The sequence below is a fragment of the Celeribacter arenosi genome, from assembly GCF_039539485.1.
Taxonomy (GTDB): Bacteria; Pseudomonadota; Alphaproteobacteria; order Rhodobacterales; family Rhodobacteraceae; genus Celeribacter; species Celeribacter arenosi.
Map to the genome: position 1 here is coordinate 419,962 of NZ_BAABDF010000003.1, position 23,760 is coordinate 443,721.

21 protein-coding genes are annotated in these 23,760 nt (G+C 59.1%); 19 read left to right on the forward strand and 2 right to left on the reverse strand.

Annotation, left to right across the window (positions count from 1 at the left end; all coding sequences use genetic code 11):
• Window positions 1-2 precede the first annotated feature (2 nt).
• From ABD815_RS04225 to ABD815_RS04275, 11 genes are all read left to right on the forward strand, one after another.
• On the forward strand, window positions 3-803 hold the full coding sequence (locus tag ABD815_RS04225; RefSeq protein WP_344843857.1) for a FadR/GntR family transcriptional regulator: 801 nt from the start codon (window positions 3-5) through the stop codon (window positions 801-803).
• A 34-nt stretch (window positions 804-837) separates the two neighbouring features.
• Window positions 838-2,583 (forward strand): L-arabinonate dehydratase, encoded by a 1,746-nt coding sequence (gene araD, locus ABD815_RS04230; protein ID WP_344843860.1) that lies wholly within the window; start codon window positions 838-840, stop codon window positions 2,581-2,583.
• Entirely contained in the window at window positions 2,583-3,515 is a 933-nt protein-coding gene (locus ABD815_RS04235) for a Gfo/Idh/MocA family protein (RefSeq protein ID WP_344843863.1), read from the forward strand. Before araD ends, ABD815_RS04235 begins: the two co-directional genes overlap by 1 nt.
• 144 nt (window positions 3,516-3,659) lie before the next feature.
• Window positions 3,660-5,180 carry an aldehyde dehydrogenase (NADP(+)) gene (locus ABD815_RS04240; protein ID WP_344843866.1) on the forward strand — a complete coding sequence of 507 codons (1,521 nt, stop codon included), beginning with the start codon at window positions 3,660-3,662 and terminating at the stop codon, window positions 5,178-5,180.
• A 213-nt stretch (window positions 5,181-5,393) separates the two neighbouring features.
• Entirely contained in the window at window positions 5,394-5,834 is a 441-nt protein-coding gene (aroQ, locus tag ABD815_RS04245; RefSeq protein ID WP_344843869.1) for a type II 3-dehydroquinate dehydratase, read from the forward strand.
• Between the two features lie 102 nt (window positions 5,835-5,936).
• Window positions 5,937-8,378, forward strand: a complete 2,442-nt coding sequence (locus tag ABD815_RS04250; protein WP_344843872.1) for a glycoside hydrolase family 3 C-terminal domain-containing protein — start codon at window positions 5,937-5,939, stop codon at window positions 8,376-8,378.
• Window positions 8,379-8,383: 5 nt separating this feature from the next.
• Window positions 8,384-9,259, forward strand: a complete 876-nt coding sequence (locus tag ABD815_RS04255) for an NAD-dependent epimerase/dehydratase family protein (RefSeq protein WP_344843875.1) — start codon at window positions 8,384-8,386, stop codon at window positions 9,257-9,259.
• Window positions 9,256-9,867: a sugar transferase gene (locus tag ABD815_RS04260; protein ID WP_344843878.1), complete on the forward strand. Its 612-nt coding sequence runs from the start codon at window positions 9,256-9,258 to the stop codon at window positions 9,865-9,867. The genes ABD815_RS04255 and ABD815_RS04260 overlap by 4 nt, the downstream gene beginning before the upstream one ends.
• A gap of 133 nt (window positions 9,868-10,000) precedes the next feature.
• Window positions 10,001-11,887: a polysaccharide biosynthesis protein gene (locus ABD815_RS04265; protein WP_344843881.1), complete on the forward strand. Its 1,887-nt coding sequence runs from the start codon at window positions 10,001-10,003 to the stop codon at window positions 11,885-11,887.
• A 45-nt stretch (window positions 11,888-11,932) separates the two neighbouring features.
• Window positions 11,933-14,083, forward strand: coding sequence for a YjbH domain-containing protein (locus ABD815_RS04270; protein ID WP_344843884.1), 2,151 nt, complete (start codon window positions 11,933-11,935; stop codon window positions 14,081-14,083).
• Window positions 14,080-14,772, forward strand: coding sequence for a YjbF family lipoprotein (locus tag ABD815_RS04275; protein WP_344843887.1), 693 nt, complete (start codon window positions 14,080-14,082; stop codon window positions 14,770-14,772). The genes ABD815_RS04270 and ABD815_RS04275 overlap by 4 nt, the downstream gene beginning before the upstream one ends.
• 106 nt (window positions 14,773-14,878) lie before the next feature.
• On the opposite strand, the gene ABD815_RS04280 is transcribed toward ABD815_RS04275, so the two are convergent.
• The gene (locus ABD815_RS04280) at window positions 14,879-15,094 is read right to left on the reverse strand and encodes a hypothetical protein (protein ID WP_344843890.1); all 216 of its coding nucleotides are present in this window, start codon (window positions 15,092-15,094) and stop codon (window positions 14,879-14,881) included.
• A 296-nt stretch (window positions 15,095-15,390) separates the two neighbouring features.
• Here ABD815_RS04280 and ABD815_RS04285 point away from each other — a divergent pair, with 296 nt between their 5' ends.
• The 7 genes from ABD815_RS04285 to ABD815_RS04315 all read left to right on the forward strand — a co-directional run bounded on the left by ABD815_RS04285 (window position 15,391) and on the right by ABD815_RS04315 (window position 22,529).
• Complete coding sequence (locus ABD815_RS04285; protein ID WP_344843893.1) at window positions 15,391-16,578, forward strand: MFS transporter; 1,188 nt, start codon at window positions 15,391-15,393, stop codon at window positions 16,576-16,578.
• Between the two features lie 86 nt (window positions 16,579-16,664).
• Entirely contained in the window at window positions 16,665-17,687 is a 1,023-nt protein-coding gene (locus ABD815_RS04290) for a polysaccharide pyruvyl transferase family protein (RefSeq protein ID WP_344843896.1), read from the forward strand.
• The gene (locus tag ABD815_RS04295) at window positions 17,684-18,301 is read left to right on the forward strand and encodes a glycosyltransferase family 29 protein (protein ID WP_344843899.1); all 618 of its coding nucleotides are present in this window, start codon (window positions 17,684-17,686) and stop codon (window positions 18,299-18,301) included. Before ABD815_RS04290 ends, ABD815_RS04295 begins: the two co-directional genes overlap by 4 nt.
• 85 nt (window positions 18,302-18,386) lie before the next feature.
• Complete coding sequence (locus ABD815_RS04300; RefSeq protein ID WP_344843903.1) at window positions 18,387-19,409, forward strand: aspartate-semialdehyde dehydrogenase; 1,023 nt, start codon at window positions 18,387-18,389, stop codon at window positions 19,407-19,409.
• Between the two features lie 649 nt (window positions 19,410-20,058).
• On the forward strand, window positions 20,059-21,684 hold the full coding sequence (locus ABD815_RS04305; protein ID WP_344843906.1) for a mucoidy inhibitor MuiA family protein: 1,626 nt from the start codon (window positions 20,059-20,061) through the stop codon (window positions 21,682-21,684).
• 352 nt (window positions 21,685-22,036) lie between these two features.
• On the forward strand, window positions 22,037-22,246 hold the full coding sequence (locus tag ABD815_RS04310; RefSeq protein ID WP_344843909.1) for a hypothetical protein: 210 nt from the start codon (window positions 22,037-22,039) through the stop codon (window positions 22,244-22,246).
• Between the two features lie 28 nt (window positions 22,247-22,274).
• Complete coding sequence (locus tag ABD815_RS04315; protein WP_344843913.1) at window positions 22,275-22,529, forward strand: hypothetical protein; 255 nt, start codon at window positions 22,275-22,277, stop codon at window positions 22,527-22,529.
• Window positions 22,530-22,535: 6 nt separating this feature from the next.
• Here ABD815_RS04315 and ABD815_RS04320 read toward each other — a convergent pair whose 3' ends face one another.
• Complete coding sequence (locus ABD815_RS04320; RefSeq protein WP_344843916.1) at window positions 22,536-23,183, reverse strand: carbonic anhydrase; 648 nt, start codon at window positions 23,181-23,183, stop codon at window positions 22,536-22,538.
• 163 nt (window positions 23,184-23,346) lie between these two features.
• On the opposite strand from ABD815_RS04320, the gene ABD815_RS04325 reads away from it, so the two are divergent.
• The gene (locus ABD815_RS04325) at window positions 23,347-23,724 is read left to right on the forward strand and encodes a hypothetical protein (RefSeq protein ID WP_344843919.1); all 378 of its coding nucleotides are present in this window, start codon (window positions 23,347-23,349) and stop codon (window positions 23,722-23,724) included.
• Window positions 23,725-23,760: the final 36 nt, after the last annotated feature.

Genomic DNA, 23,760 nt, shown 5'->3' on the forward strand with positions numbered 1-23,760 from the left:
GAATGACAGCCAAGCCACAGCCCTCCAGACCAACGGACGCCCCTGAACGGCGCGCACGAACCGCGCCGCGCGCCCACGCCGCGCAATTCCTCGCGCAGGCCACACCTGCCTCTGCGCTCGTCAATCAGATCGGTCGCGATATCGTCGGTGGCGTTCACGAGGCGGGCGCTCTTTTGCCTAACGAAGTGGATATGCGAGAGCGTTTCGGGGTGTCGCGTACGGCCCTGCGGGAGGCCTATAGCAAGCTGACGGCAAAGGGATTGGTTCATGCGCGCCCGCGTGTCGGGACCTCTGTGCGCAATCGTGCCGATTGGAACATGCTCGATGAAGACGTCCTTGCATGGCACCTGCAGACGCTGCCAGCCGAGGAGATCGCCGCCGATCTTTACGCATTGCGCCGCATGATCGAACCCGGTGCATCCCGGCTCGCCGCGTCCATCCGGTCGGACGAGGACATGCAGGCGATTGATGATGCTTTCGCGCAAATGAAGCGCAGCACAACCGACGAAGCCGCGTTGGTGAAGGCCGACTATGCCTTTCACGTCGCAATTCTGTCCGCCACAGGAAACGGGTTTATCACCGCGTTCTCCGCGCTTATTCATACGGCAATGCTGGCTGTGTTCGAAATCTCGTGGCGTGGCGCAGAAATCATTAGGGACCAACGTATCCGTCAACACGGCGACGTCGCAGATGCAATCCGCGCCAAGGATCCCGACAATGCGCAACGTTTGATGGAAGAGCTTCTCGACAGTTCCATCGAAGACGTGCGCGAGGCATTCGAGCCAAGAAATCAACAATCCTGATGCGCGAAGGCACAGATAACAGAGAGACGGGAACATGACTTTTAAACCGGCCGCTTGGCCACGCGAACTCCGGTCTCAGGCTTGGTACGGAGGCACATCGCGCGATGTGATCTATCACCGTGGCTGGATGAAAAATCAGGGCTACCCCCACGATCTTTTCGATGGGCGCCCGATCATCGGCATTCTGAATACGTGGTCCGAACTCACGCCGTGCAACGGGATTCACATGAAAGAGCTCGCCGAAAAGGTGAAAGCGGGCATATGGGAAGCGGGCGGTTTTCCCGTCGAGGTGCCGGTATTCTCGGCATCCGAAAACACCTATCGCCCGACAGCAATGATGTTTCGCAACCTCGCCGCGCTCGCCGTTGAGGAAACCATTCGCGGGCAGCCGATCGACGGGTGTGTGCTTCTCGTGGGGTGCGATAAAACCACGCCGTCCCTGATGATGGGGGCCGCGTCCTGCGATTTGCCCTCCATCGTTGTGACGGGTGGCCCGATGCTGAACGGGTACTATCGCGGCGAACGGGTTGGCTCCGGCACGCATCTGTGGAAGTTCTCCGAGGCCGTGAAGGCAGGCGAGATGACACAGGAAGAATTCCTCGAAGCCGAAGCCTCCATGTCGCGCTCGACGGGCACCTGCAACACGATGGGCACGGCATCGACAATGGCCTCGATGGCAGAGGCGCTCGGCATGGCAATGTCGGGGAACGCGGCTATTCCCGCCGTGGACAGCCGTCGCCGTGTGATGGCGCAATTGTCGGGACGTCGCATCGTGCAAATGGTCAAAGACGATCTGAAACCATCCGACATCCTGACCAAAAACGCCTTCGAGAACGCGGTGCGCGCCAATGGCGCAATCGGCGGGTCGACCAATGCGGTGATCCACCTGCTCGCGCTTGCGGGTCGTGTGGGCATCGATTTCACGCTGGATGACTGGGACCGCTGCGGGCGCGATATCGCCACCATCGTCAATCTTATGCCGTCTGGAAAATACCTGATGGAGGAGTTTTTCTACGCCGGTGGTTTGCCTGTCGTGCTCAAACGTCTCGGCGAAGGCGATCAGTTGCATAAGGACGCGTTGACCGTCTCGGGCGCTTCGATCTGGGACGAGGTGAAGGACGTCATCAACCACAATGAGGACGTTATCCTTCCCCTCGAAAGCGCGCTCACCAAACAGGGTGGAATCGCGGTCCTGAAGGGCAACCTCGCGCCGAACGGAGCGGTGCTGAAACCTTCGGCGGCTTCCGAGCACCTCCTGTCCCATCGCGGTCGCGCGGTCGTTTTCGAAGACATCGACGACTACAAAGCGAAGATCAACGACGAAGATCTCGACATCGACGAGACCTGCATCATGGTGATGAAGAACTGCGGCCCCAAGGGGTACCCAGGGATGGCGGAGGTCGGCAACATGGGCCTGCCTCCAAAGGTGCTGCGCAAAGGGATTACTGACATGGTCCGTATCTCCGATGCGCGCATGTCGGGCACGGCTTATGGCACCGTTGTGCTGCACACCTCACCCGAAGCGGCCGCGGGCGGGCCGCTCGCCGTTGTGCGCAATGGCGATGTGATCGAGATGGATGTGCCCAACCGCCGTCTGCATCTCGATATCTCTGACGAAGAACTGGCGACACGTCTCGCAGAGTGGAAACCGACGCACGAACGCGCCGCCACGGGGTACGCATGGCTCCACCAGACCCATGTTGAAGGCGCGGACACCGGGGCGGACCTCGACTTTCTCAAAGGATGTCGTGGTGCGCCCGTTGGAAAGGACAGTCACTAATGGCGAAGAGAAAAATCGCACTGGCTGGCATTGGCAAGATCGCCATTGACCAACACATTCCGACGCTCGCTCAAAGCTCCGATTGGGAACTCGCCGCGGCGGTTTCGCGTCACCACAAAGTCGAAGGCGTGCCAAATTTCACCGACTTTGCGCAGATGCTCGACGCGCATCCCGACATTGACGTGGTGAGCCTGTGTATGCCGCCGGTGCCGCGCTTTGACTACGCAAAGGCCGCGCTAGAGGCCGGTCGCCATGTCATGCTCGAAAAGCCCCCCGGCGCAACGCTGTCGGAGGTCTTCGCGCTGGAAAACATGGCCGCCGCACGTGGGCTCACCCTTTACACCAGCTGGCATTCCCGGTCCGCGCGTTTCGTGCCGGCCGCCAAGGCTTGGCTGCAGGGCAAGCGCATCGATAGCTTCGCGGTGACGTGGAAAGAAGACGTGCGTAAATGGCATCCCGGGCAGGACTGGGTGTTTGAACCGGGCGGCATGGGCATTTTCGATCCGGGCATCAATGCGCTCTCGATCGTGACCGAAATCCTGCCCGATCCGATCCATCTGCGCTCTGCGACCCTCGACTTCCCCGCCAACCGCGACACGCCCATCGCGGCGCGTCTGGATTTTGTTCATCCCCATGGTGCCAAGGTAAGCGCCGAGATGGATTGGGATCATCAGGGCGATGATGTATGGGACATCGTGGCGGTGACGGATGCAGGCACGCTGGCGCTGCGCAATGGCGGGGCGGTGATGGAAATCGATGGTGTCCCGAAAGGGGACGAGGCCGGTTTGGCGGGCGAATACCCTGCGCTTTATGCGCATATGGCCGACCTTGTGGCGCAGGGTCGATCCGACGTTGATTTGGCGCCGATGCTGCATGTTTCGGACGCGCTTACGTTGGGCAAGCGCAATACGGTTTCCGATTTCGACTGGTAATTACGACATAGACACGAACGTGCGGACGGCTGCTGGAAATTGGCCAGGTTCCGCATGGAAAGTAATCGTTGCATGCGCGCACTTGGGCAACCATCTTTGCCCAACGCGTATCAGGATAGATAGAATTGAATTGGGGGAAATGAGATGAACACAACTTTCAAACCGCACGGTAAGCACCTCGTCGCAGGTGAATGGATCGGGACGGATAACACGTTCCCTTCCGAGCCGGCACATGGCGACGTGTTCCAGTTCTCAGTCGGCACGCCCGAGCTTGTCGATCAGGCAGCACAGGCGGCAGAAGACGCGTTTTGGACCTATGGCTATACGAGCCGAGATGAGCGCGCTGTTTTCCTCGAAACGATTGCCGAGGAAATAGACGCGCGCGGCGATGCCATTACCGAGATCGGCACGTCTGAAACCGGACTGCCCGACGGGCGGCTGCAGGGCGAACGTGGCCGCACTGTCGGTCAGTTGCGTCTCTTTGCGAGCCACATTCGCGACGGGGCCTATCTCGACCGTCGCCACGATGGCGCGCTCCCCGATCGCCAACCCCTGCCGCGTCCCGATATTCGTATGATGCAGCGCCCGATCGGGCCGGTCGCGGTGTTTGGTGCATCCAACTTCCCGTTGGCGTTTTCGACGGCGGGCGGGGACACCGCATCCGCGCTCGCAGCCGGATGTCCGGTGATCGTGAAAGGCCATTCGGCCCACCCCGGAACCGGCGAAATCGTCGCCGAGGCCGTCCATGCGGCGATTGAAAAGTGCGGCATGCCAAAGGGCGTTTTTTCCTTCATCCAAGGCGGAAAACGCGATGTTGGTCAGTCCCTCGTGCAACATCCGCTGATCAAGGCGGTCGGATTTACTGGATCGCTAGGCGGAGGTCGCGCCCTCTTTGATCTCTGCGCGCAGCGCCCTGAGCCAATCCCGTTCTTTGGTGAACTGGGCTCGGTGAACCCGATGTTCTTCCTGCCCGACGCGCTAAAGGCGCGCGGCGCGGAAATCGCGGCGGGATGGGCGGGATCGCTCACAATGGGGGCGGGACAGTTCTGCACCAATCCCGGCATCTCTGTCGTGATCGACGGCGAGGACGGCGATGCATTCATCGAGGCGGCAACGAACGCGCTCGCCCCCATGGGGGCCCAGACCATGCTGACCGACGGTATCGCGCAGGCCTACCGGCAGGGTCGCGACCGGATCGCAGGCACCGCAGGCGTGCAGGAATTGCTGACCTCGACCTGTGATCTGCGCAACGCCACGCCTTATCTGTTTGCTACGACGGGTAAGGAATGGCTTGAAAACGAAGTGCTGGGCGAAGAGGTTTTCGGCCCCCTCGGTCTTATCGTCAAAGTTGCTGATTTCGACGAACTTCTGTTGTTGGCCAAATCGCTGCAGGGCCAATTGACCTGCACCGTGCATATGGATGCAGGTGACGCCGATGCCGCGCGAAAATTGTTGCCCGTGCTCGAACGCAAAGCCGGTCGAATCCTCGCCAACGGTTTCCCGACAGGCGTCGAAGTCTGCGACGCTATGGTGCACGGCGGCCCCTATCCGGCATCGACCAACTTTGGCGCAACCTCGGTGGGAACGATGTCGATCCGCCGGTTCCTGCGTCCGGTCAGCTACCAGAACATTCCCGAAGCGGTGCTTCCGTCCGATTTGGGCTAATCTGGCCGTGAGAAGATTTGAAAACCGCGCGCAAGGTCGCGCGGTTTTTTCATGCGCTGAGCGCGCGTGGCTGATGCGGTGCACTTCTGGGACCGGGGACAAACGGTCCACGCACCCCTTCGCGAAAATACAACATCCTCGAGCGTATGCGATTTTCGTCTGGCCAAAACATTGGTCGATCAGGTTAAGTGACGCCAACCAAGGAACTTTGCCATGACCAAAACGATCTACATCCTGAACGGACCGAACCTGAACCTTTTGGGTAAACGGCAGCCTGACATCTACGGTCACGCCACGCTCGAGGATGTTGAGGCGCTCTGTGCATCGGCTGCCAAGGATGCAGGCTGTGACATCGTGTTTTGTCAGTCGAACCACGAAGGGGATTTGATCGACTGGATTCACGAAGCGCGTGATGCGGCGTCAGGGATCGTGATCAACCCTGCGGCGTTCACCCACACGTCTGTGGCGATCCTTGATGCGCTCAATACCTTCGACGGGCCCGTGGTCGAAATCCACATCAGTCAGGTTCACAAACGCGAAGCTTTCCGCCACCATTCCTATGTTTCGATGCGCGCAGACGGTGTTCTGGCCGGTTTTGGCATCGATGGTTACGCCATGGCCGTGTCGCAAGTTGCGAAAATGATCCCCGCCTGAACGCGACCTGTTCCACCGGGAAATCCGACACCGATTAATTCGGGCTTTCTGAGCGCTGGATGCGCCGCTAGGTTGCGCTCCAAGTCAGTTTGGGAGGATCGGATGACCAACAAATCCATTGAAGCCATCGTGGATGAAATGACGCTGGAAGAGCAGGTAGCAATCCTGTCTGGCGAAGATTTATGGTCACTTCCGGCAATCGAACGGCTCGGGATCGCAAAGATCCGTGTCACCGATGGTCCAAATGGCGCACGTGGGGCCGGATCGTTGATCGGGGGTATCACTGCGGCGGCGTTTCCTGTCGGGATCGCGATTGGCGCGTCATGGGACACCGATCTCGCGTATGACATCGGCTCTGCGATCGCGGATGAGGTAAAATCCAAGGGCGCTCATGTATCGCTCGCCCCGACGGTCAACACCCACCGCTCGGTTACAAATGGCCGCAACTTCGAATGCTATTCCGAGGATCCCGAACTGACCGCAGATCTGGCCGTTGGCTACATCAAGGGCCTTCAGGACAAACAGGTCGCGGCAACGATCAAACACTTCGCGGGCAACGAATCCGAGTTGGAGCGCACCACGATGTCCTCCGAAATCGACGAACGCAGTCTGCGCGAAATCTATCTGCGTCCCTTCGAATCGGCTGTGAAAGAGGCCGGCACTTGGGGGATCATGTCGTCCTATAACAAACTGAACGGCACCTACACGGCTGAGAGCCATTGGCTGCTAAGCGAGGTGCTACGCGATGATTGGGGCTACGACGGGATCGTAATGTCCGACTGGTTCGGATCACGCTCCACCGCGCCGACAGTGAACGCGGGTCTCGACCTGGAAATGCCCGGGCCGACACGGGATCGCGGCGAAAAACTCGTGGCAGCGGTGGAGGCAGGCGATGTGTCGCGAGACACCGTGCGCACGCGGGCGCTCAACGTGCTGCGTTGGATGGAGCGCACGGGCGCACTTCATGACACGACGGAGTGGGTGGAAAAGGCCGACAATCGCGCCGAACACCGTGCGCTGATCCGTCGTGCGGGCGCTGATTGCGCGGTTCTTCTCAAAAACGACGGTATTCTCCCGCTCAACGCCGAAGAAGGGTCGATTGCCGTTATCGGCCCCAATGCGCATATCGCGCAGATCATGGGCGGCGGATCCGCGCAGTTGAACCCACATTATCGCGTCTCGCCTCTGGACGGCCTGAAGGCGCGGCTTGGCGAGAGCAATCTTACCTTTGCCGCAGGCTGCACCAACCATCGGTGGGAGCCGGTCCTGACGGGTGACTTCACCGTTTCCTATTTCAACAACACCACCATATCGGGTGATCCGGTCCACACGGAAAGCGTTAGCGAAATCAACAACTTCTGGATTCCTCCTTTTGGCGGCGCGCAGGTCGATCCATCGGCATTTTCCGCGAGGGCCACAGGCACATTTACCGTCCCGACCTCGGGTATCCATAATCTGGGCGTGCACTCGGCGGGTCTGTCCAAAGTCTATGTTGATGGGAAACTCGTCGCGGATGCATGGACGAATTGGACAAGCGGGCGCACGTTCTTCGAGGAAGGGTGTGACGAGGTCGTGGGCGAGGTCGAACTGGAGGCAGGGCGCAGTCACGAGATCACGGTCGAATTCCGCTCCCGTGCCGCAGACAACCTGATCCTGTCTGCAATCCGGGTCGGTCTGTCCAAACCACTCGGCGATGAGGACATTGCCGAAGCCGCGCGCATCGCGTCACAGGCGCAAACAGCTCTGGTCTTCGTGGGCCGGTCCGGCGAGTGGGATACCGAAGGGTCCGACCTGCTCGATATCGATCTGCCCGGTCGCCAGAACGATCTGGTCGCCGCCGTTGTCGCCGCCAACCCGAACACCATTGTCGTGCTGCAAACCGGCGGCCCTATTGAGATGCCGTGGCTCGGCAAAGTGCGGGGCCTCGTCCAATTCTGGTACCCCGGTCAGGAGGTCGGCAACGCCGTGGCTGATGTGATCTTTGGCGATGCCGAACCGGCAGGACGCCTGCCACAGACATTCCCCGCCCGCTGGCGCGACAACCCCACGTGGAGCCAGGACCCGGAAATCTATCCCGGACTCGATGGCAAGGTGCGTTACGAAGAGGGCGTTTTCATCGGCTATCGTCACTACCAAACGCAAGGAATCGAGCCGCTGTTCCCGTTTGGATTTGGTCTGTCCTACGCCAGTTTCGAGCTTTCCGAGACGACTGTGGATGCTGATACCTTGTCCGTTCGCACCAAGGTGACGAACACCTCGGATCGCGCCGGCAAGACCGTCATCCAACTCTACCTTGGCGACGACGAGGCGAGCGTGCCGCGGCCCGCAAAGGAACTGAAGGGCTTTGCCAAAGTGGCGCTGGAGGCAGGTGAGACGAAGGCAGTTACCATTCAGCTGTCACCGCGCGATTTCGCGTTTTTCGATGTTTCCGCGCGGCTATGGCGGGTTGAGGAGGGCAGCTTCACAATTTCCCTCGGCTTCTCGGCAGATGATATCGCTGCAACGCTTCACTTGTCGCGCCCTGCGGCAGAAATCGCGGTCTGATCCGGATGACGTCTCGGCGCTTTCTCTTTGTCGGATCGACAGGACGGATTGGGCGTCTCCTCAACCGTGCGCTCCGTCAGGCGCCGGTAGACGGAGTTGAAATGGTTTGGGTGGTTCGCCGCCCGGACGCGGAATTCGATGATACACTGGTTTGGCCCGATCTTTCGGATCCGGCACCCCTGTTGGAACATGTCGCCAAATTCGGTGCCTTTGATGTCGTCTTCGGTTTTGCTGGCGTTTCGCAGAACTCGGACAAATCGGACCCGACCGCTATGGCGCAGCACGTATCGCTCGCGCGAAATACGGTTTTGGCCGCGAAGGTTGCGGGAATTCCGCGTGTTTTGCTGGCATCTTCGTCGGCGGTTTACGGCGCGGGAAAAGGCGTGCCGTTTCGCGAAGATGATCCTCTCACGCCCGTGAATGCCTATGGCGCTTCGAAACGGGACATGGAGCACGCAGTGAGCGGCGAAGACGGCGTTACGTGTTTACGGGTCGGGAATGTCGCCGGTGCGGATATGCTTTTGACCAATGCCCTCGCGTCGGATGGGGCGCCTCTCACCCTCGACATTTTCCCCGATGGGCACGGACCGCGGCGCTCTTATATCGGTCCAAATAATCTGGCGCGGGTTTTGGTGGGGCTAGCGTCAGTACCATCGCCTCTTCCAAAACTACTGAATGTTGCCGCCCCGAACCCTGTGGCCATGGATTCGATCCTCGACGCTGCAGGTATCAAATGGACCTCCCGCCCCAAATCGGCATCGGGACATCAGGACATCGTGCTCGATTGCGCCCGCATCGCACAGGTCGTTCCCTCCGAGATTTCCGAAGTGACCGCAGAAGGGATCGTGGCGGACTGGCAGCGCACGATAGGTGCCCTATGACCCTCTCAAAGCGACTCTTCGATATTGCCCTATCGCTCCTGCTGATGGTTTTACTGTCGCCGGTGATTGCCTGCATCGGCGTCTTGATATGGCTGCGCGACGGGTCGCCGGTCTTCTATGTCTCCGAGCGGATGAAAACGGACAAAATCGCCTTCTCACTGATCAAGTTCCGCACGATGAGCCATGCAACATCCGACAGCGGTGTTTCAGGGGGCGACAAATCGGGCCGGATTACCCGCACAGGGCGCTTTCTGCGCCGCACGCGGCTCGACGAGTTACCGCAGCTTTGGAATATTCTTCGCGGGGACATGTCGTTTGTCGGCCCACGCCCCCCTTTGCGCACCTATGTCGAGCGGTTTCCCGACCTCTACGCAGACGTTCTGAAATGCCGCCCCGGCGTGACGGGTTTGGCAACTCTGATCTTTCATCGCCACGAAGAGATGCTGCTCGCGCCGTGCAAAGACGCCGAAACGACGGATGAGGTCTACGCGCGTCGCTGTGTCCCGCGAAAAGCCCGCCTCGACATGATCTATGCCGCTAGAAGAAGTTTCTGTTTTGATCTGTTTTTGGTCTTTCAAACGGTACGGAAACTACTCAAGAGAGGCTGATTTTTGCCGACTTTTGAGCGGCCTGTGGACATCACTGCCCGTTTTGGTGCACAGGTTGATTGCTTCTATGCACATACACCTCAAAGGCGTGCAGGCTGAGGCAAGTAGAATTCACGAATCCGGACCCGTTTGAGTGTATAACAAAGTTCTCATTGATGGATTGACCGCACTGCCCCACAAATTGGTGCGCGCAATTCTCGTCGTGTCGGACTTTTCAATGGTCGTTCTTTCCGCCCTCTTGGCGATTGGCATGATCATCGGGTTCGAGAATTTCGGTGGCAGCGCGCACCTGTGGCAGTTCCTGTGCCTCATCGGTGCGATATCCCTGATCACCATTTTCGTCTTCCGGATTCAGTTGATCAAACTCTCTGTTTTCAGCTCCCGCGATGTTCTCAAAATCGGGCAGGCCGCAGGCGTTTTGACGATCGTCCACCTGTTCGGGGCCTTGATGCTCGATGTGCCGCGCGCGATTGCGTTGACGCTTGTCTTTGGCAGTCTCGCCTTCACGTCTATGGTGGCATCCCGTGCGATTGCTACGGTGGCTCTGGGCGCGTTGCGTGACCGGATCCGTGCGCGCAGGCCTGTTGCGATTTTCGGGGCCGGCGGTACGGGCATCCAGTTGGCCTCTGCCCTTCGAACGTCGCCCGATGTGCGCCCCGTCATGTTCTTTGACGACAACCCCCTCCTGCATGGGATGGATATTGGCGGCATTCCGGTGGCACCTCCGCGCGAATTGGTGATCGAAGCGGCACGTCGCGGGCTAGAGCAGTTGATCATTGCATTGCCGGAAAGCGCGCAGGAACGGCGCGACGGATTGGTCGAGATTTGCGAACGCATCAACATGGAAGTTCAGGTTCTTCCACCGTTTGCCGAACTCCTCGCCGGGAAATCGAATACGCCCGAGCTCAAAACAGTGGACCCGCATGACATTCTGGGTCGCGCAAAGGTCGATTTGGACACGCCCGAAATCGCCAAGAGTTATGCTGGGCGTGTGGTGATGGTCACGGGTGCGGGCGGGTCGATCGGCTCCGAACTATGTCGTCAAATCCTGACCTGCCGTCCGGCCAAAATCGTCCTTTTCGACGTTGCAGAGTACAACCTCTATAAAATCGAACACGAACTGAACCCCTTGGCCGACGAACGCAAAGTTGCGCTTTCCGCCCATCTGGGATCGGTCTCGGACGCCACGCGCGTGAAAAAGGTGATCGGCGACGAAAATGTCGAGATCATCCTCCACGCAGCCGCTTACAAACATGTGCCCCTTATCGAGACGAATGAGATCGAGGGCGCGCGCAACAATGTCATGGGAACCAAGATCATCGCAGACGCCGCTGTTGCGGCCGGTGTTGAGCGGTTCATCCTCGTGTCCACGGACAAAGCGGTGCGCCCCACAAACATCATGGGCGCGACCAAACGGATGGCGGAACTGATCATCCAGGACCTCCAAACCCGCACCCAGGCGACAAAATTCGCGATGGTGCGCTTTGGAAACGTGTTGGGGTCTTCGGGTTCTGTGATGCCACTGTTCCAGAAACAGCTGGAGGCGGGCGGTCCGCTAACCGTGACCCACCCCGACGTGTGCCGCTACTTCATGACGGTGAACGAAGCCGCACGGTTGGTTCTGTTGTCGGGTGCCTATGCGACCGGTGGGGATGTCTTTGTCCTCGACATGGGCAAACCACAGCGGATCATCGACATCGCTTACAAGTTGATCAAATTGTCCGGTCGGACAGTCAAAAACCCTGCCACAGGCGAGGGCGACATCGAGGTAAAGGTGATCGGTCTGCGCCCCGGCGAGAAGCTCTACGAAGAGCTGCTGATCGACCAAAAGAACGTCGTGCCAACGCCGCACCCGAAAATCCTGCGCGCCGAGGAAGATTATCTTTCCCAGATCGAAGTCGCGGCCTTCCTGAGGGAAGTGCAGCAGGCAATCGACTCCTCCAATGCGACCCAGCTCAGGAAAGTTGTGGCCGCGCGGATTGACGGATATAAGACCCAACAACTGCCCGTTAACGCTTAACACTGTTCGCGCGACGGGAAAGCACCTAAGAAAAGGTGCAGTTAAGTGGGATCGGCATGTGCCGAAACGGGGGCCAATGCGGTGACAAAAACGAATTCGTTTCTCCGGACAGTCGTCTGCGCAGGCAGCGTTATCGGCGTTGCATCGCCCGCCTGGCCTGAAACCCTAGAGAGCACGCGTTACGGGCTATACGGCAATCCCGGCATCATCGACATGCCTTCGGCAGAGGTTGCGCCGGACGGCGAACTATCGCTCTCCCATATCCGTTTCGGACCAACGGTGCGGACTTCCCTAACCTTCCAGATTGCGCCGCGTTTGTCCGGCAGCTTGATCTATTCGGGCACCAAAAACCTCACCGACGACTACGATGTTTACTGGGATCGCTCCTTTGACCTCGCCTACCGTCTAGTCGATGAAACCGAATGGCGCCCTGCGGTGAATATCGGTTTGCGTGACTTCCTCGGAACGGGGTTGCTGGGCGGTGAATACATTGTCGCGACCAAGTCCATCGGGGACAAGCTGCGCGTCACGGGCGGGCTCGGATGGGGGCGTCTGGCGTCCTATAATCCAACCAGCCTGTCGTTTGGAACACGTCCCGCGATCACGAGCGTTAACACCGGCGGCACACCGAACTACGACCAATGGTTCCGCGGCCCCGTCGCGGTCTTCGGTGGCCTGACCTATGCGGTAAACGACAAACTGACATTGATGGCCGAATACTCTTCGGACGCATATGAGCAGGAAGTCGATCGCGGCATTTATGAACACAACTCCCCCGTCAACGTCGGCCTGAACTACCGCATCCGCGATAGTTATAATCTGACGGCGGCCTATGTTTCCGGCTCCAAACTCGCATTCGCGATTACCGGCACGCTGAACCCGAAAAAGCCACGGGTGTCCGGCGGCATCGAACAGGCCCCGCTGCCCGTTCGCGTGCGCCCCTCGCCGAGTGCGGATCCTTTGGGATGGTCTGGCAAATGGATCGAAGACGGCACAGACGAGCCGGGAATCCGCAAAAGCGTCGCAGAGGCGATGTCAAAAGAGGGTCTGGTCCTCGAGGCGATGTCGCTCACTTCGACCCGCACAGAAGTCCGGTTCCGCAACACCCGCTATCCGGCCCGCGCCGAGGCGTTGGGCCGTCTGTCCCGGATGATGTCGCGGGCCTTCCCGCCGTCGGTCGAGACCTTCGTGCTCACCGAAGTTGTAAACGGCGTCCCCACCCATTCGACGGTCATTTCGCGCCGCGATCTGGAGCGTTACGAATTTGAACCCGCCGGCACCATGCTCGAAGCAGTCACTTTCGCCGATCCACTGTCACTGCAATCCGACCGCCTCGTCGCGGTGGACGGAGTGTATCCGAAACTGAGATGGTCAGTTGGCCCCTACCTCGCGGCCTCTCTTTTCGACCCCGACACCCCCGTGCGCTTTGATGCGGGTGTGCGTGCGCGGGTGAAATACGAGCTGGCGCGCGGACTGACACTGAACGGTGCAGCATCGGTCAAATTGACCGGCAATATCTCCGACAACAGCGTGGCCGTGAGCGATGCGGAGCTACCCGTTGTGCGCCGCGACTCTTCGCTCTATTCCGACCGTGTCCAACTCGAAAACCTGACGACAAACTGGTACGCGCGCCCTGGCAAAAACCTCTATTCGCGGGTGTCTGTTGGCTATCTGGAACGGATGTATGGCGGCGTTTCCGGCGAAGTTCTCTGGAAGCAGCCGTTGAATCGCTTCGCCCTAGGCGCAGAGGTCAACTACGCCGCAAAGCGTGACCCTGACAGCCTGTTTGGCTTTGATGATTACGACACCGTCACCGGTCATGTCAGCGCCTATTATGACTTTGGCAATGGCTACCACGGGCAGGTCGACATGGGCCGTTACCTTGCTGGCGACTGGGGCGCGACCGTTTCCGTCGACCGCGAATTCAATAACGGTTTCCGTGTAGGGGCCTACGCAACTCTGACTGATGTGCCATTCGATGAGTTTGGCGAAGGGTCGTTCGACAAAGGTATCCGCATTACGATGCCGGTCGACTGGTTCGTGGGCACGCCGACGTTGGAGAAAAACGATGTCGTCCTTCAGTCGCTGACACGGGATGGTGGCGCACGCCTGAACGTGTCCGGCCGCCTCTATGAACAAATCCGTGCCACGCAGGGCGCCGAGATTGAAGATCGCTGGGGGCGCTTCTGGAGATGAGTTTGATACGCACACTCCTTGCCACCATGGCGGTGGCCACGCTCCTGTCCGGTTGCGGCAATGACCAAACCGCGCAGCGCACAAAGGACACCGTTGGTGAACTGCGCGGAATGATCAAAGCGCGCCTTTCCGGCAAAAAACCCGCTCCTCAGACCCAACCTGATCCCCGCCTCGCCATCGACGCGACGCTGAAAGCGATCCCCGGTGTTCCGCTCCAGTTTGTCTTGTTCGAGAAAACGGGCTCCTACGCCATTTCTTCAGTCTACGGCACGAATGGGGGGGTCGTGACATGGGTGACGGCTGACAAGTTGTCGATGAGTTTCGATGGGCCGGTCCTGACCGCCACCCGCGGGTTCGGCAATGATCTGATGTCCCTCGAAGACGGTGGCGCCTCTGCGATCATCGCCCGTCGCGGTTCGGGCACAGTGCAAAAGACCTACCGTTTTCTGGACGGGCTGGACCGCACAGCGCGCCTGCCCAGCACTTGCACAATCAAACCCGGCGCGCGTGAAACCATCGCGAATGGGGACATCCGCGTGAGCGCAACTGTCGTCACCGAAAGCTGCAGCGCGGGCGGCCAGAAATTCAACAATGTCTATTGGGTTGATGCATCCGGCCGGATGGTCCAATCGGTCCAGTGGGGCGGTCCCGGCCTCGGCAAGATGGTGTTCCAGCGCCTTCGGTACTGATCCTGCGTGCCGGTGTCGGCAGACGGCATTTCATCCCTTAACCATCAGCACAAAAGAAAACGGCGGCCCGTAAGGACCGCCGTTCAGACTATAACGTCAGACGATATTAGAGTTCGTCAGCGGTGTCGTCAGAAGAGTTCAGAGCAACGGCGAGAGCCGCAACGCCGAGAAGCAGAAGAAGTGCGTTGCCACCGAGGGAGCCGGAAGAACCGGACTCTTCGATCACAGGGATTTCTTCGATCACGGGCTCGGAATAACCACCAGCGTGAGCAGCGGAAACGGTCGCGAGAGCGAGCGTAGCAGCGTAGATAACTTTTTTCATGACCAGATTCTCCAAAACGAAGTAAGCACTCGACCGGATGGCCAAGCTCAAATCGGATTTTGCATAAAGGGCGAAGCAGGGAAACCCCAATTTTTTTCGGCTCCCACGAAAACGCGCCAAATTTCGACAAACCGTGGCTAAATCGCGTCACCTCTAGGTGAATTGGCGACAGTTCGCCGATCAGACCATCGCGCCCCGCTGGATTTGGTCCTAATTTGAGCCGGTTAGACCCGCGAATCTAGCCGAAATGTGTCGGATATTCGCACAGTGTCTTTTGCGGAAACTTCGGGAAAACGATGGTCAAAGGCTTTTTCTGGCTCGTTCTTGCCTACGGGCTCAGCCAATTCTACCGCGCCTGTCTCGCAGTGTTCGCGCCGGTTCTGGCGGCAGACATTTCGGTCGGTGCAGAAGAGATCTCGCGCGCGCTTGGCGCGTGGTTCCTGGCCTTTGCGGCAATGCAAATTCCGGTCGGCTGGTTGCTCGACAACCGCTCCCCACGGATCACGGCGGCGGCTCTCCTGTTCACGGGCGGGGGCGGGGGGGCTTTGGTCTTTGCGTCGGCGCAGTCGGGGGCCGGTATTCTGGCCGCGATGATTCTGATTGGGATCGGCTGTTCATCCGTTCTGATGACGTCGTTCTATATCTTTGCGCGGCTCGCAGCGCCCGCGCGTTTTGGTGCTTTGGCAGGTCTCGTGCTAGGCGTGGGATCGATCGGGAATGTGATCGCCGCCGCCCCGCTGTCATGGTCACTGGAGGCAATTGGTTGGCGCGCGACCATGGTTGCAATTGCCTGTCTGACCGGTTTGGTCGCTCTCGCGCTGTGGCGATTTGTCGAGGATCCGCCACGCATCACTCGGGCCAGCGACGAAAAGAGCCCGGGCCTTGGCACAGTCCTACGGTTGTGGCCTCTGTATCCGATCCTCGCCATCGCATTGGTATCCTACGCACCGGGCGCGGGGCTGCGCGGTAGTTGGATCGGGGGCTATCTATCGGATGTATATGGTCTCGACGCAGGGCAGATTGGCACCGCCACGGTGTATATGGCTTTGGCCATGATCGCCGGTAGCCTTTTGTTGGGGCCGCTCGACCGTCTGATCCCGTCGAGCAAGGGGATCGTTCTGGGGTGCGGTATTCTGGGAATTGTCACGTTGTTCCTTCTTTGGAAAACCGCCGGCACCGCCAGCCTGACTTTGAGCGTCGTTCTTTTTATGGCGATCGGGTTTTTCGCCTCCAGTTATCCGCAGGTGATGAACCACGGGCGAAGCCTCTTGCCCCCCGAGCTGACGGGGCGCGGCGTGACCCTCATCAATCTCTTTTCAATCGGGGGCGTGGGGCTCAGCCAGATCGCGACTGCCGAGGTGTTCTCGGCTGCTTCATCCGGTGGCATTGCGCCCCTGGCCGGTTATGGCGCCGTATTCGCGTTCTTTGCCATCGCGCTCGCGGTTGGGTGCGTGATTTACCTGTTTAGCACGCAACGGTCATGATTGGATGATTCCCGCGCGCACTGGCAATGACGCGCGCGCTGTCCTATCAGTCTTGACCGAATGACCCGCGATGGATGCCGCAACCAATGACCCGTGATCCCGCCCCGAAAGTCGTTGTCATGAACGACACCTCGACCCGCTACCACCATGGTTGCGCGCGGGTGATGCGGCTCTTGGTCCAAGGTCTGGAATCGCGGGGGTTGACGGTGACGGCGCGGTCGGCGGCACGCCATGAATGGGCGAAAGACGCGGCATTTATTGACGCTCTAGGCGATGCGGATCTCGTCGTTATCAATGGCGAAGGCACGCTGCACCATGGAAAAGACGCGGGCAGGCGATTGCTCGACGTGGCCACGCATCCCGCGCGCCGCGGAAAGCTCGCGCTGATCAATGCGCTCTGGCAGGACAATCCATCCGACTGGGGCGCGCTCGCAGCGCAGTTCGATCTGCTCTCGACGCGCGACCAAGCTTCGGCGGATGAACTCACGAAGGCCTCTGGATGTGCGGTGCGCATGGTTCCTGACCTGTCGCTCAGTGCGCCGGTTGTGGCCATGGGGCAGGCGCGAAGCGGGATTATTGTCGGGGATAGCGTGAAGTTCGATGTGAGGCGCGCCTTGGCAGGGGCGGCCAAGCGCCTCGATGCGACCTTCGTGCCGACGAAAACGCTCGCCTCACCGATTTGGGAGTTTGCTCCCGCCAAGTGGGCGCTCTTTTGTGCCTATAACGGGCAGGCAACTCTGGCTCCGCCTGCCTTCGCGATGGCAGCGGATGAGGCGCAATATCTCGACTGGCTGTCAAAAGCCGAAGGTCACCTGACCGGACGGTTTCATGCGGTGTGCCTGTCTCTTCTAACCGGAACGCCCTTCGTGGCCGTCACATCGAACGCACGCAAGATCGAAGCGCTTCTTGCAGACGCAGGATTGACTGCGGACCGGATCGTTCCGACGAGCGCCGTTGCGGATTTGACCACAGACGACATCACACGCGCGTTCACAGACGGCGAAAAGGTGCGGATCGACCAGTTCCTATCGCGGGCACAATCGGACGCCGCGAAGCTGTTCGACGATCTTGCAATACTCGCGCACCAAAATGCAGGACCCGTGTCATGATCGGTTGGTACCTGTCGAAACTGCAGAGGAGCAGCAGCTACGCAGAGCGGTTCTCTCTGTCGCGCGAAGACATTCTGGCGCGCCTGTCGGCAAAATCCGTCGCCATCGTCGGCAATGCACGTGCGCTTTGCGAGACCTCTCAGGGGTCTGACATCGACGCCGCTGACATCGTCATCCGTATCAACAGTGCGCCCATGCCCGCCGCCGCCTCACACGGGCAGCGCACGGATTGGCTCGCCATGTCGACGCCTGTATCGCAGGCCATTGTGCAGGAGCGCGCGCCGGACCTTTTGATGTGGATGACGCCCAAACGGCGGCGATTGCCCCTACGCATTGCGCGCCACAGGGATTTCTACCTCAACGCCATCGATGACTGGCAACGCCTGCGCGCGACCTTGCCTGCGAACCCGACCACCGGATTGATGGTCATCGACCTGGCCGCCGCATCAAATGCATCGCGCGTGGACCTATATGGCTTTGACTTCTTTTCGTCCCTGTCGCTGTCGGGGCGACGGTCGGCAGAGCAGGTGCCCCATGATTTCGGGTCGGAACGCGAGTGGGTGGAACAGCGAATGGGGGCCGACTCCCGCCTCACACTTCACCCCATGAAATAAGGGCGATCACGGATTCCGGCTTTACATCAGGGACGGATACGCTATGCCCCACCACTGTCATCGAGACACGTAAGGAGACCTTCTGATGGGTTATAAAATCGTCGTCGCAGGTGCTACGGGCAACGTGGGCCGCGAAATGCTGAACATCCTCGCCGAGCGCGAGTTCCCTGTTGATGAGATCGTGGCGCTTGCCAGCCGTAGATCTCTTGGCACCGAAGTCAGTTTTGGCGACAAGACCCTGAAAACCAAGGACCTCGATACCTTCGACTTCTCAGGGTGGGATATCGCGCTCTTTGCTGTCGGGTCGGAAGCCACCAAACAGTATGCCCCCAAGGCTGCTGCCGCAGGCTGTGTCGTGATCGATAACTCGTCGCTCTACCGTTACGACGCTGAAATCCCGCTGATTGTGCCGGAAGTGAACCCTGACGCGATCACGATGTATTCCAACAAGAACATCATCGCGAACCCCAACTGCTCGACCGCGCAGATGGTTGTGGCGCTCAAGCCGCTCCATGACCGCGCAAAGATCAAACGGGTTGTCGTCTCGACCTACCAGTCGGTTTCCGGTTCGGGCAAAGAGGGCATTGATGAACTCTGGGATCAGACCAAGGGCATGTATGTCCCCGGTCAGGAAAAGCCTGCGAACAAGTTCACAAAACAAATCGCCTTCAACGTGATCCCGCACATCGATGTTTTCATGGACTCAGGCGACACTAAAGAAGAGTGGAAAATGGTCGCCGAGACCAAGAAGATCATCGATTCCTCGATCAAGGTGACCGCGACCTGCGTGCGCGTTCCGGTGTTCGTCGGCCACTCTGAATCGATCAACATCGAATTCGAAGACTTCCTCGACGAAGACGAAGCCCGCGACATCCTTCGCCAGGCACCAGGTATTCTGGTCGTCGACAAACGGGAAGACGGTGGCTACGTCACCCCCGTCGAATGCGTTGGAGATTTCGCGACATTCATTTCGCGCATCCGTCAGGACGTAACCGTGGAAAACGGCCTCAACCTGTGGTGCGTGTCCGACAATCTGCGCAAAGGCGCCGCCCTCAACGCGGTGCAGATCGCGGAGCTCCTCGGACGTCGGGTTTTGAAAAAAGGCTAAAGGGTCGGGCAGCGGCCCACCGATTTGCAAAAGAATTTCAGGAGGGGCGCCGGTTCGGCGCCCTTTTTGATTCTAGTCGATCGGATAGGTGTGGTGCGCCTTTGGTGAGGCGAAGGGCATTCTTTCGTCGCTCGCCTATCCCCGTCCGTACGGAAACTGCGCGAGAGCGGAGGACCACAAAACGGGTAAGAAGCTGATTTTATTAAGGTTAATCGCACGGAGTTGATCGCTATTCGAATGGCGCGGTCACTATGCCTTCGCACGCAGGTCAACTGTGGCCACAATGTGTTTTTTCGGTGCTCAGAAAGTTTCTTTTTATGAGGGTGCCGCGATGTTCAGGGTTTCGATCAAGCTGTATGGATCTAGGTTTCGACGCGCAAAAGCAGATAGAATTTCAAAGGCTATGCCGCGCAACGAAAGACAGGGTGCGATCCCTGTGCACAAACGCGAGGACTTGCGTCGTGTCTATCAAGATGCCTTTCGCGACGTGCTCGACACAAAGCAATGCCTCTCCAAAGGCGGTAGCCCCCGGTAGAGACCGCATGGCAATCTCCCGCCGGAATGGCGAATTGGCACAAAAGTGAAGCGGAAACGCCTTGCGTCGGGCGAAGGCTCATCATCTGATCCTCCCAACACAACGGAGGAACCGATGTCTTCAATGCCCACCGCAACCCGCATGTTCGCCGCCCTTATCATCTGCGCCACGCCTGCCGTCGCCGACACCTTCGAGGGCGAAAGCCGCGTCTCCGCCGTCACCCTCTACCCGCAATCCGCACAGATTGAACGGCACGCCACGCTGACGCTTCCGGCAGGCACGCATACAATCGAATTCAACGACCTGCGTCAGGGGGTGTCGATCGACAGCGTCGAAACCCATGTTAGCGGCGCCGTTCTCGGACCCGTTTCGACGCGCCTCGAACCCGTCAGCGACAGCGATCTATACGCAGGTGCGAGTGAGGCGCGAGATCGCGTAAGATCTCTCGAAGCGCAATTGAGAGACGCCGAGTTGGAAGTCGCCCGTCACCGCCACGAAGCGCAAGCGGCGGCAGATACGCTCGAATTCCTGTCGCGATTGAAGTCTGGCAACACGGCCACGATCGAAGACTACGCCGCGACCGTTCAATTGATCCGCGAACAATCCTTTGAGGCCCGCGAAGTGATGGCCGCCGCCGAAGTGCGCGCGCTGCAGGGTGAAGAAGCGCTGGCGCAACTGCGTGATGATCTTCGCGATGCTCAGGGGGCGCTTGCGCGACTGGCCGGCGATCGTGCAGATCGGTGGGTCATGTCTCTAGAGGTCGACGTGGCTCAGGAAGGCGAGGTGGCGGTGACGTTCCGCTATACGACGCCCAACGCATCTTGGGTGCCCACGTATAAAGCGTTCGTCAATACCGAAGCGGAGACACTTTCCGTGCAGCGTGACATGCAGGCCTACCAGACGACAGGCGAGCCATGGGTAGACGTCGCTCTGACCTTTGCCACCGACAACCCCCTGCGCCGCAGTGAACCCCAACAGGTATGGCCGCAAATACGCCGCGTGTTCGATCCCGAAGAAATGATGCCAATGGCACCAAAAGCCGCCTCCCGCATGGAAAGCGTCGCCGGTGACGCGATGATGGAAATGTCCGTGGCCTCTGACGCGGTACCGACACTCTCCATACAGGGGCTGTCGCAAACCTACGTCTATCCCGATCCCGCAACGCTCTATTCCGTCGAGGGGAGCAGCAATTTCGCCCTCGCGCCGATCGAGTTTGATCCCGATCTGGTCGTGCGTGCCGTTCCGCTCTACGAGTCGACGGGGTTCCTGCTCGCCAACCTTGTGAACGACAGCGGCGAGATGCTGATCCCGGGCAAGGTGCAGTTGTTCCGAGATGGCACGCTGGTGGGTGAAACCGGCATTGGCACCATCGCTGACGGCGAAGAAATGGCGCTTTCGTTCGGTGCGATTGATGGGATCAAAGTGGATCGCGTGGTTCTAGACCGGAACGAAGGCGATCGCGGCATGATCCGGCGCGCCACCGAAGCCACGTCCGCAGTGCGCCTTTCGGTGGAAAACCTCACCGCGCGCACATGGCCTATCGAAGTAATCGACCGTGTGTCTGTGTCCGAACAGGAAGACCTCTCGGTCGATTGGAACGCTAACCCCGCGCCCGACACCGTCGGGGTCGAGGACAAGCGTGGCGTCTTGGCATGGACGTTCGACCTCGCTGCGGGCGCGAGCTGGACGAACGAACTGGAGGAAACCTTGCGGTGGCCGGAGGGGCAAATCCTACAATAGGGGACCCGAAATCCCACTCAACTCATGCGCGTTTTGGAGACGATGATTCGGAGCGCGCAGGGGCTGTTTCCACATTGACACATTGATGCCCGAATTATGCCTCGGCGGCGCCTGCGGCCCGTCACGGGTCTTCATGCCCGTTAACCGCGTTTGCCGAGGTGAAGAGAATTTTAACTTTTGCAATCAGCGACTTCGGTGGTGATTAGCATTTTGATATACTTGAATAAAATGCGACCGGCTCCGGCGCGGTTCGCAGATCGTTCAAATTGGAGCAATGTGGATATTCGTCCCCGCTTCGTTCCGTGTTCCCATGTTCTCAAGGGTTCGGGGGTACGGACCGAAAGGATGAAACATGATCAAGCTCTTGCAAACAGCGAGCCAATCCGTCGAAACGAAAGGCGCGATCATTCTCAACTGGAACGTGCGTTCCGTTGATGCGGTCGGTCGTGCTGCTAACCACAATCTGACGCGTGAAGCCCGTGCGTCCAATGTCGTCGTGATCGGCGGACATTTGGATATGCCGGATTTCCGCCCCGACCTCGGCGCCCGTTTGGCGGCCTGACCTTCACTTCAATACCAAGGATATGAAAATGACAGACTATATTGCAAAAGCCCGCTCCAACCGCGTCATCGCCCTTAGCCACCACCAGTCCGGTGCAGTGATGTTCTTTCCACAAGACATGAGTGAAGAGAGAACGGGCGCACGTCAGTTGATCACCAGAATGTCCAAACCGATGTTCGTACGTTCGACAGCGATCACTGCGTCCTCACGCGTGACAGCGCCTGACATGGAAAATGTCGCGAACGAACCCTACCAGCTGAGCGCAGATCAGCGCGCCGCCTAAGCAGACCTACACCGAAACGAACTTTTTCGTTTCAGCGTCGTATTGCTGCAAATCGCCATCGCCGATGTTTGTCCAAAGACCGTGCAACGTCAGTTTGTTGGCCGCGACGGCTTCCTGCACAAACGGGAACGTCATCAGGTTTTCGAGCGACACGAGAACCGCCTCATGTTCCAGCGCGCGCGTGCGGTCCTCTTCAGGAATGTCGAGGACCCGCTCGTAACCCGGCCGTAGGATGTCCATCCACCGGCCAACGAAGGATGACTTCTGTTCGAGCTCCGGCGCGTTGCCCGAACACATGTCATGGCACCCTTTGACGCCGCCGCAGTTGGAGTGTCCGAGCACCACAATATGCGCCACTTTGAGTGCCGTCACAGCATATTCAACCGCAGCGGATGTACCGTGGTGATCGCCGTCGTCCACGAAAGGTGGCACCAGATTGGCGATGTTGCGGTGAATAAAGAACTCACCCTGATCCGCACCAAAAATGGACGTCACGTGAACGCGGGAGTCACAGCACGAAATGATGAACGCGCGGGGACGTTGGCCTTCACTGGCCAAGCGGGCATACCAGGCTTCGTTTTCCGCAAACGTGGTGGCTTTCCATCCGTGGTATCGTTGGACCATATAGGCCGGAAGTGCGCGCGCGTATTTCATTCCTGGTATCTCCCCATCTGCAACGGCTGCAAGATCGCGGCGAATGTAGAGAGAGTTTTCCCTGAATTCGAGCGAAAAACCCTTTCGGGATAAACCTTTTCTACAACGCTCTGGGGCACATTCGGGACAAGCGCGTGGGGCGCCGGTGAATAGGGGTGATTGAATGATGGTAGCAAAACTCCGCCTTGGAGGCGAAGTCGAGGTTGATCGTGACCGATTGGAACAACTTTACGGCCAGTTGGGGTCAAATAACGCGGATGGGGTGATTTCGCGGGCCATGGAAGAACTCGCCACACGCCTGGCAAAAGTGGAAGCGGCTCACAAAGCGGGGCAGTTCGAAGACCTTCACAAAGCGGCCAAATCTATGGTCGCAATTTCCGAACAAATCGGTTTGCGGACGTTTTCGAGTGTCGCGAAAGATGTGGCCGATCTCGCGCGAGACGACGATGGCACAGCGCTCGCCGCTTGTGTCGCGCGTTTGATGCGGATCGGAGAAAACTCCCTGCTCGCAGTGTGGGACATGCAGGGTGCGTCCATCTAGGTCGAAGTGGAGCTTGCAGGTGGGGTTGTATCGCGT

Coding starts and splice junctions, on each gene's coding strand:
- ABD815_RS04290 (WP_344843896.1), top strand. CDS start 16,665: ATGACCCGTGATCCCGCCCCGAAAGTCGTTGTCATGAACGACACCTCG.
- ABD815_RS04315 (WP_344843913.1), top strand. CDS start 22,275: ATGACAGACTATATTGCAAAAGCCCGCTCCAACCGCGTCATCGCCCTT.
- ABD815_RS04280 (WP_344843890.1), bottom strand. CDS start 15,094: ATGAAAAAAGTTATCTACGCTGCTACGCTCGCTCTCGCGACCGTTTCC.
- ABD815_RS04300 (WP_344843903.1), top strand. CDS start 18,387: ATGGGTTATAAAATCGTCGTCGCAGGTGCTACGGGCAACGTGGGCCGC.
- ABD815_RS04275 (WP_344843887.1), top strand. CDS start 14,080: ATGAGTTTGATACGCACACTCCTTGCCACCATGGCGGTGGCCACGCTC.
- ABD815_RS04310 (WP_344843909.1), top strand. CDS start 22,037: ATGATCAAGCTCTTGCAAACAGCGAGCCAATCCGTCGAAACGAAAGGC.
- araD (WP_344843860.1), top strand. CDS start 838: ATGACTTTTAAACCGGCCGCTTGGCCACGCGAACTCCGGTCTCAGGCT.
- ABD815_RS04320 (WP_344843916.1), bottom strand. CDS start 23,183: ATGAAATACGCGCGCGCACTTCCGGCCTATATGGTCCAACGATACCAC.
- ABD815_RS04250 (WP_344843872.1), top strand. CDS start 5,937: ATGACCAACAAATCCATTGAAGCCATCGTGGATGAAATGACGCTGGAA.
- ABD815_RS04285 (WP_344843893.1), top strand. CDS start 15,391: ATGGTCAAAGGCTTTTTCTGGCTCGTTCTTGCCTACGGGCTCAGCCAA.
- ABD815_RS04240 (WP_344843866.1), top strand. CDS start 3,660: ATGAACACAACTTTCAAACCGCACGGTAAGCACCTCGTCGCAGGTGAA.
- ABD815_RS04255 (WP_344843875.1), top strand. CDS start 8,384: ATGACGTCTCGGCGCTTTCTCTTTGTCGGATCGACAGGACGGATTGGG.
- ABD815_RS04305 (WP_344843906.1), top strand. CDS start 20,059: ATGTCTTCAATGCCCACCGCAACCCGCATGTTCGCCGCCCTTATCATC.
- aroQ (WP_344843869.1), top strand. CDS start 5,394: ATGACCAAAACGATCTACATCCTGAACGGACCGAACCTGAACCTTTTG.
- ABD815_RS04325 (WP_344843919.1), top strand. CDS start 23,347: ATGATGGTAGCAAAACTCCGCCTTGGAGGCGAAGTCGAGGTTGATCGT.
- ABD815_RS04295 (WP_344843899.1), top strand. CDS start 17,684: ATGATCGGTTGGTACCTGTCGAAACTGCAGAGGAGCAGCAGCTACGCA.
- ABD815_RS04235 (WP_344843863.1), top strand. CDS start 2,583: ATGGCGAAGAGAAAAATCGCACTGGCTGGCATTGGCAAGATCGCCATT.
- ABD815_RS04225 (WP_344843857.1), top strand. CDS start 3: ATGACAGCCAAGCCACAGCCCTCCAGACCAACGGACGCCCCTGAACGG.
- ABD815_RS04260 (WP_344843878.1), top strand. CDS start 9,256: ATGACCCTCTCAAAGCGACTCTTCGATATTGCCCTATCGCTCCTGCTG.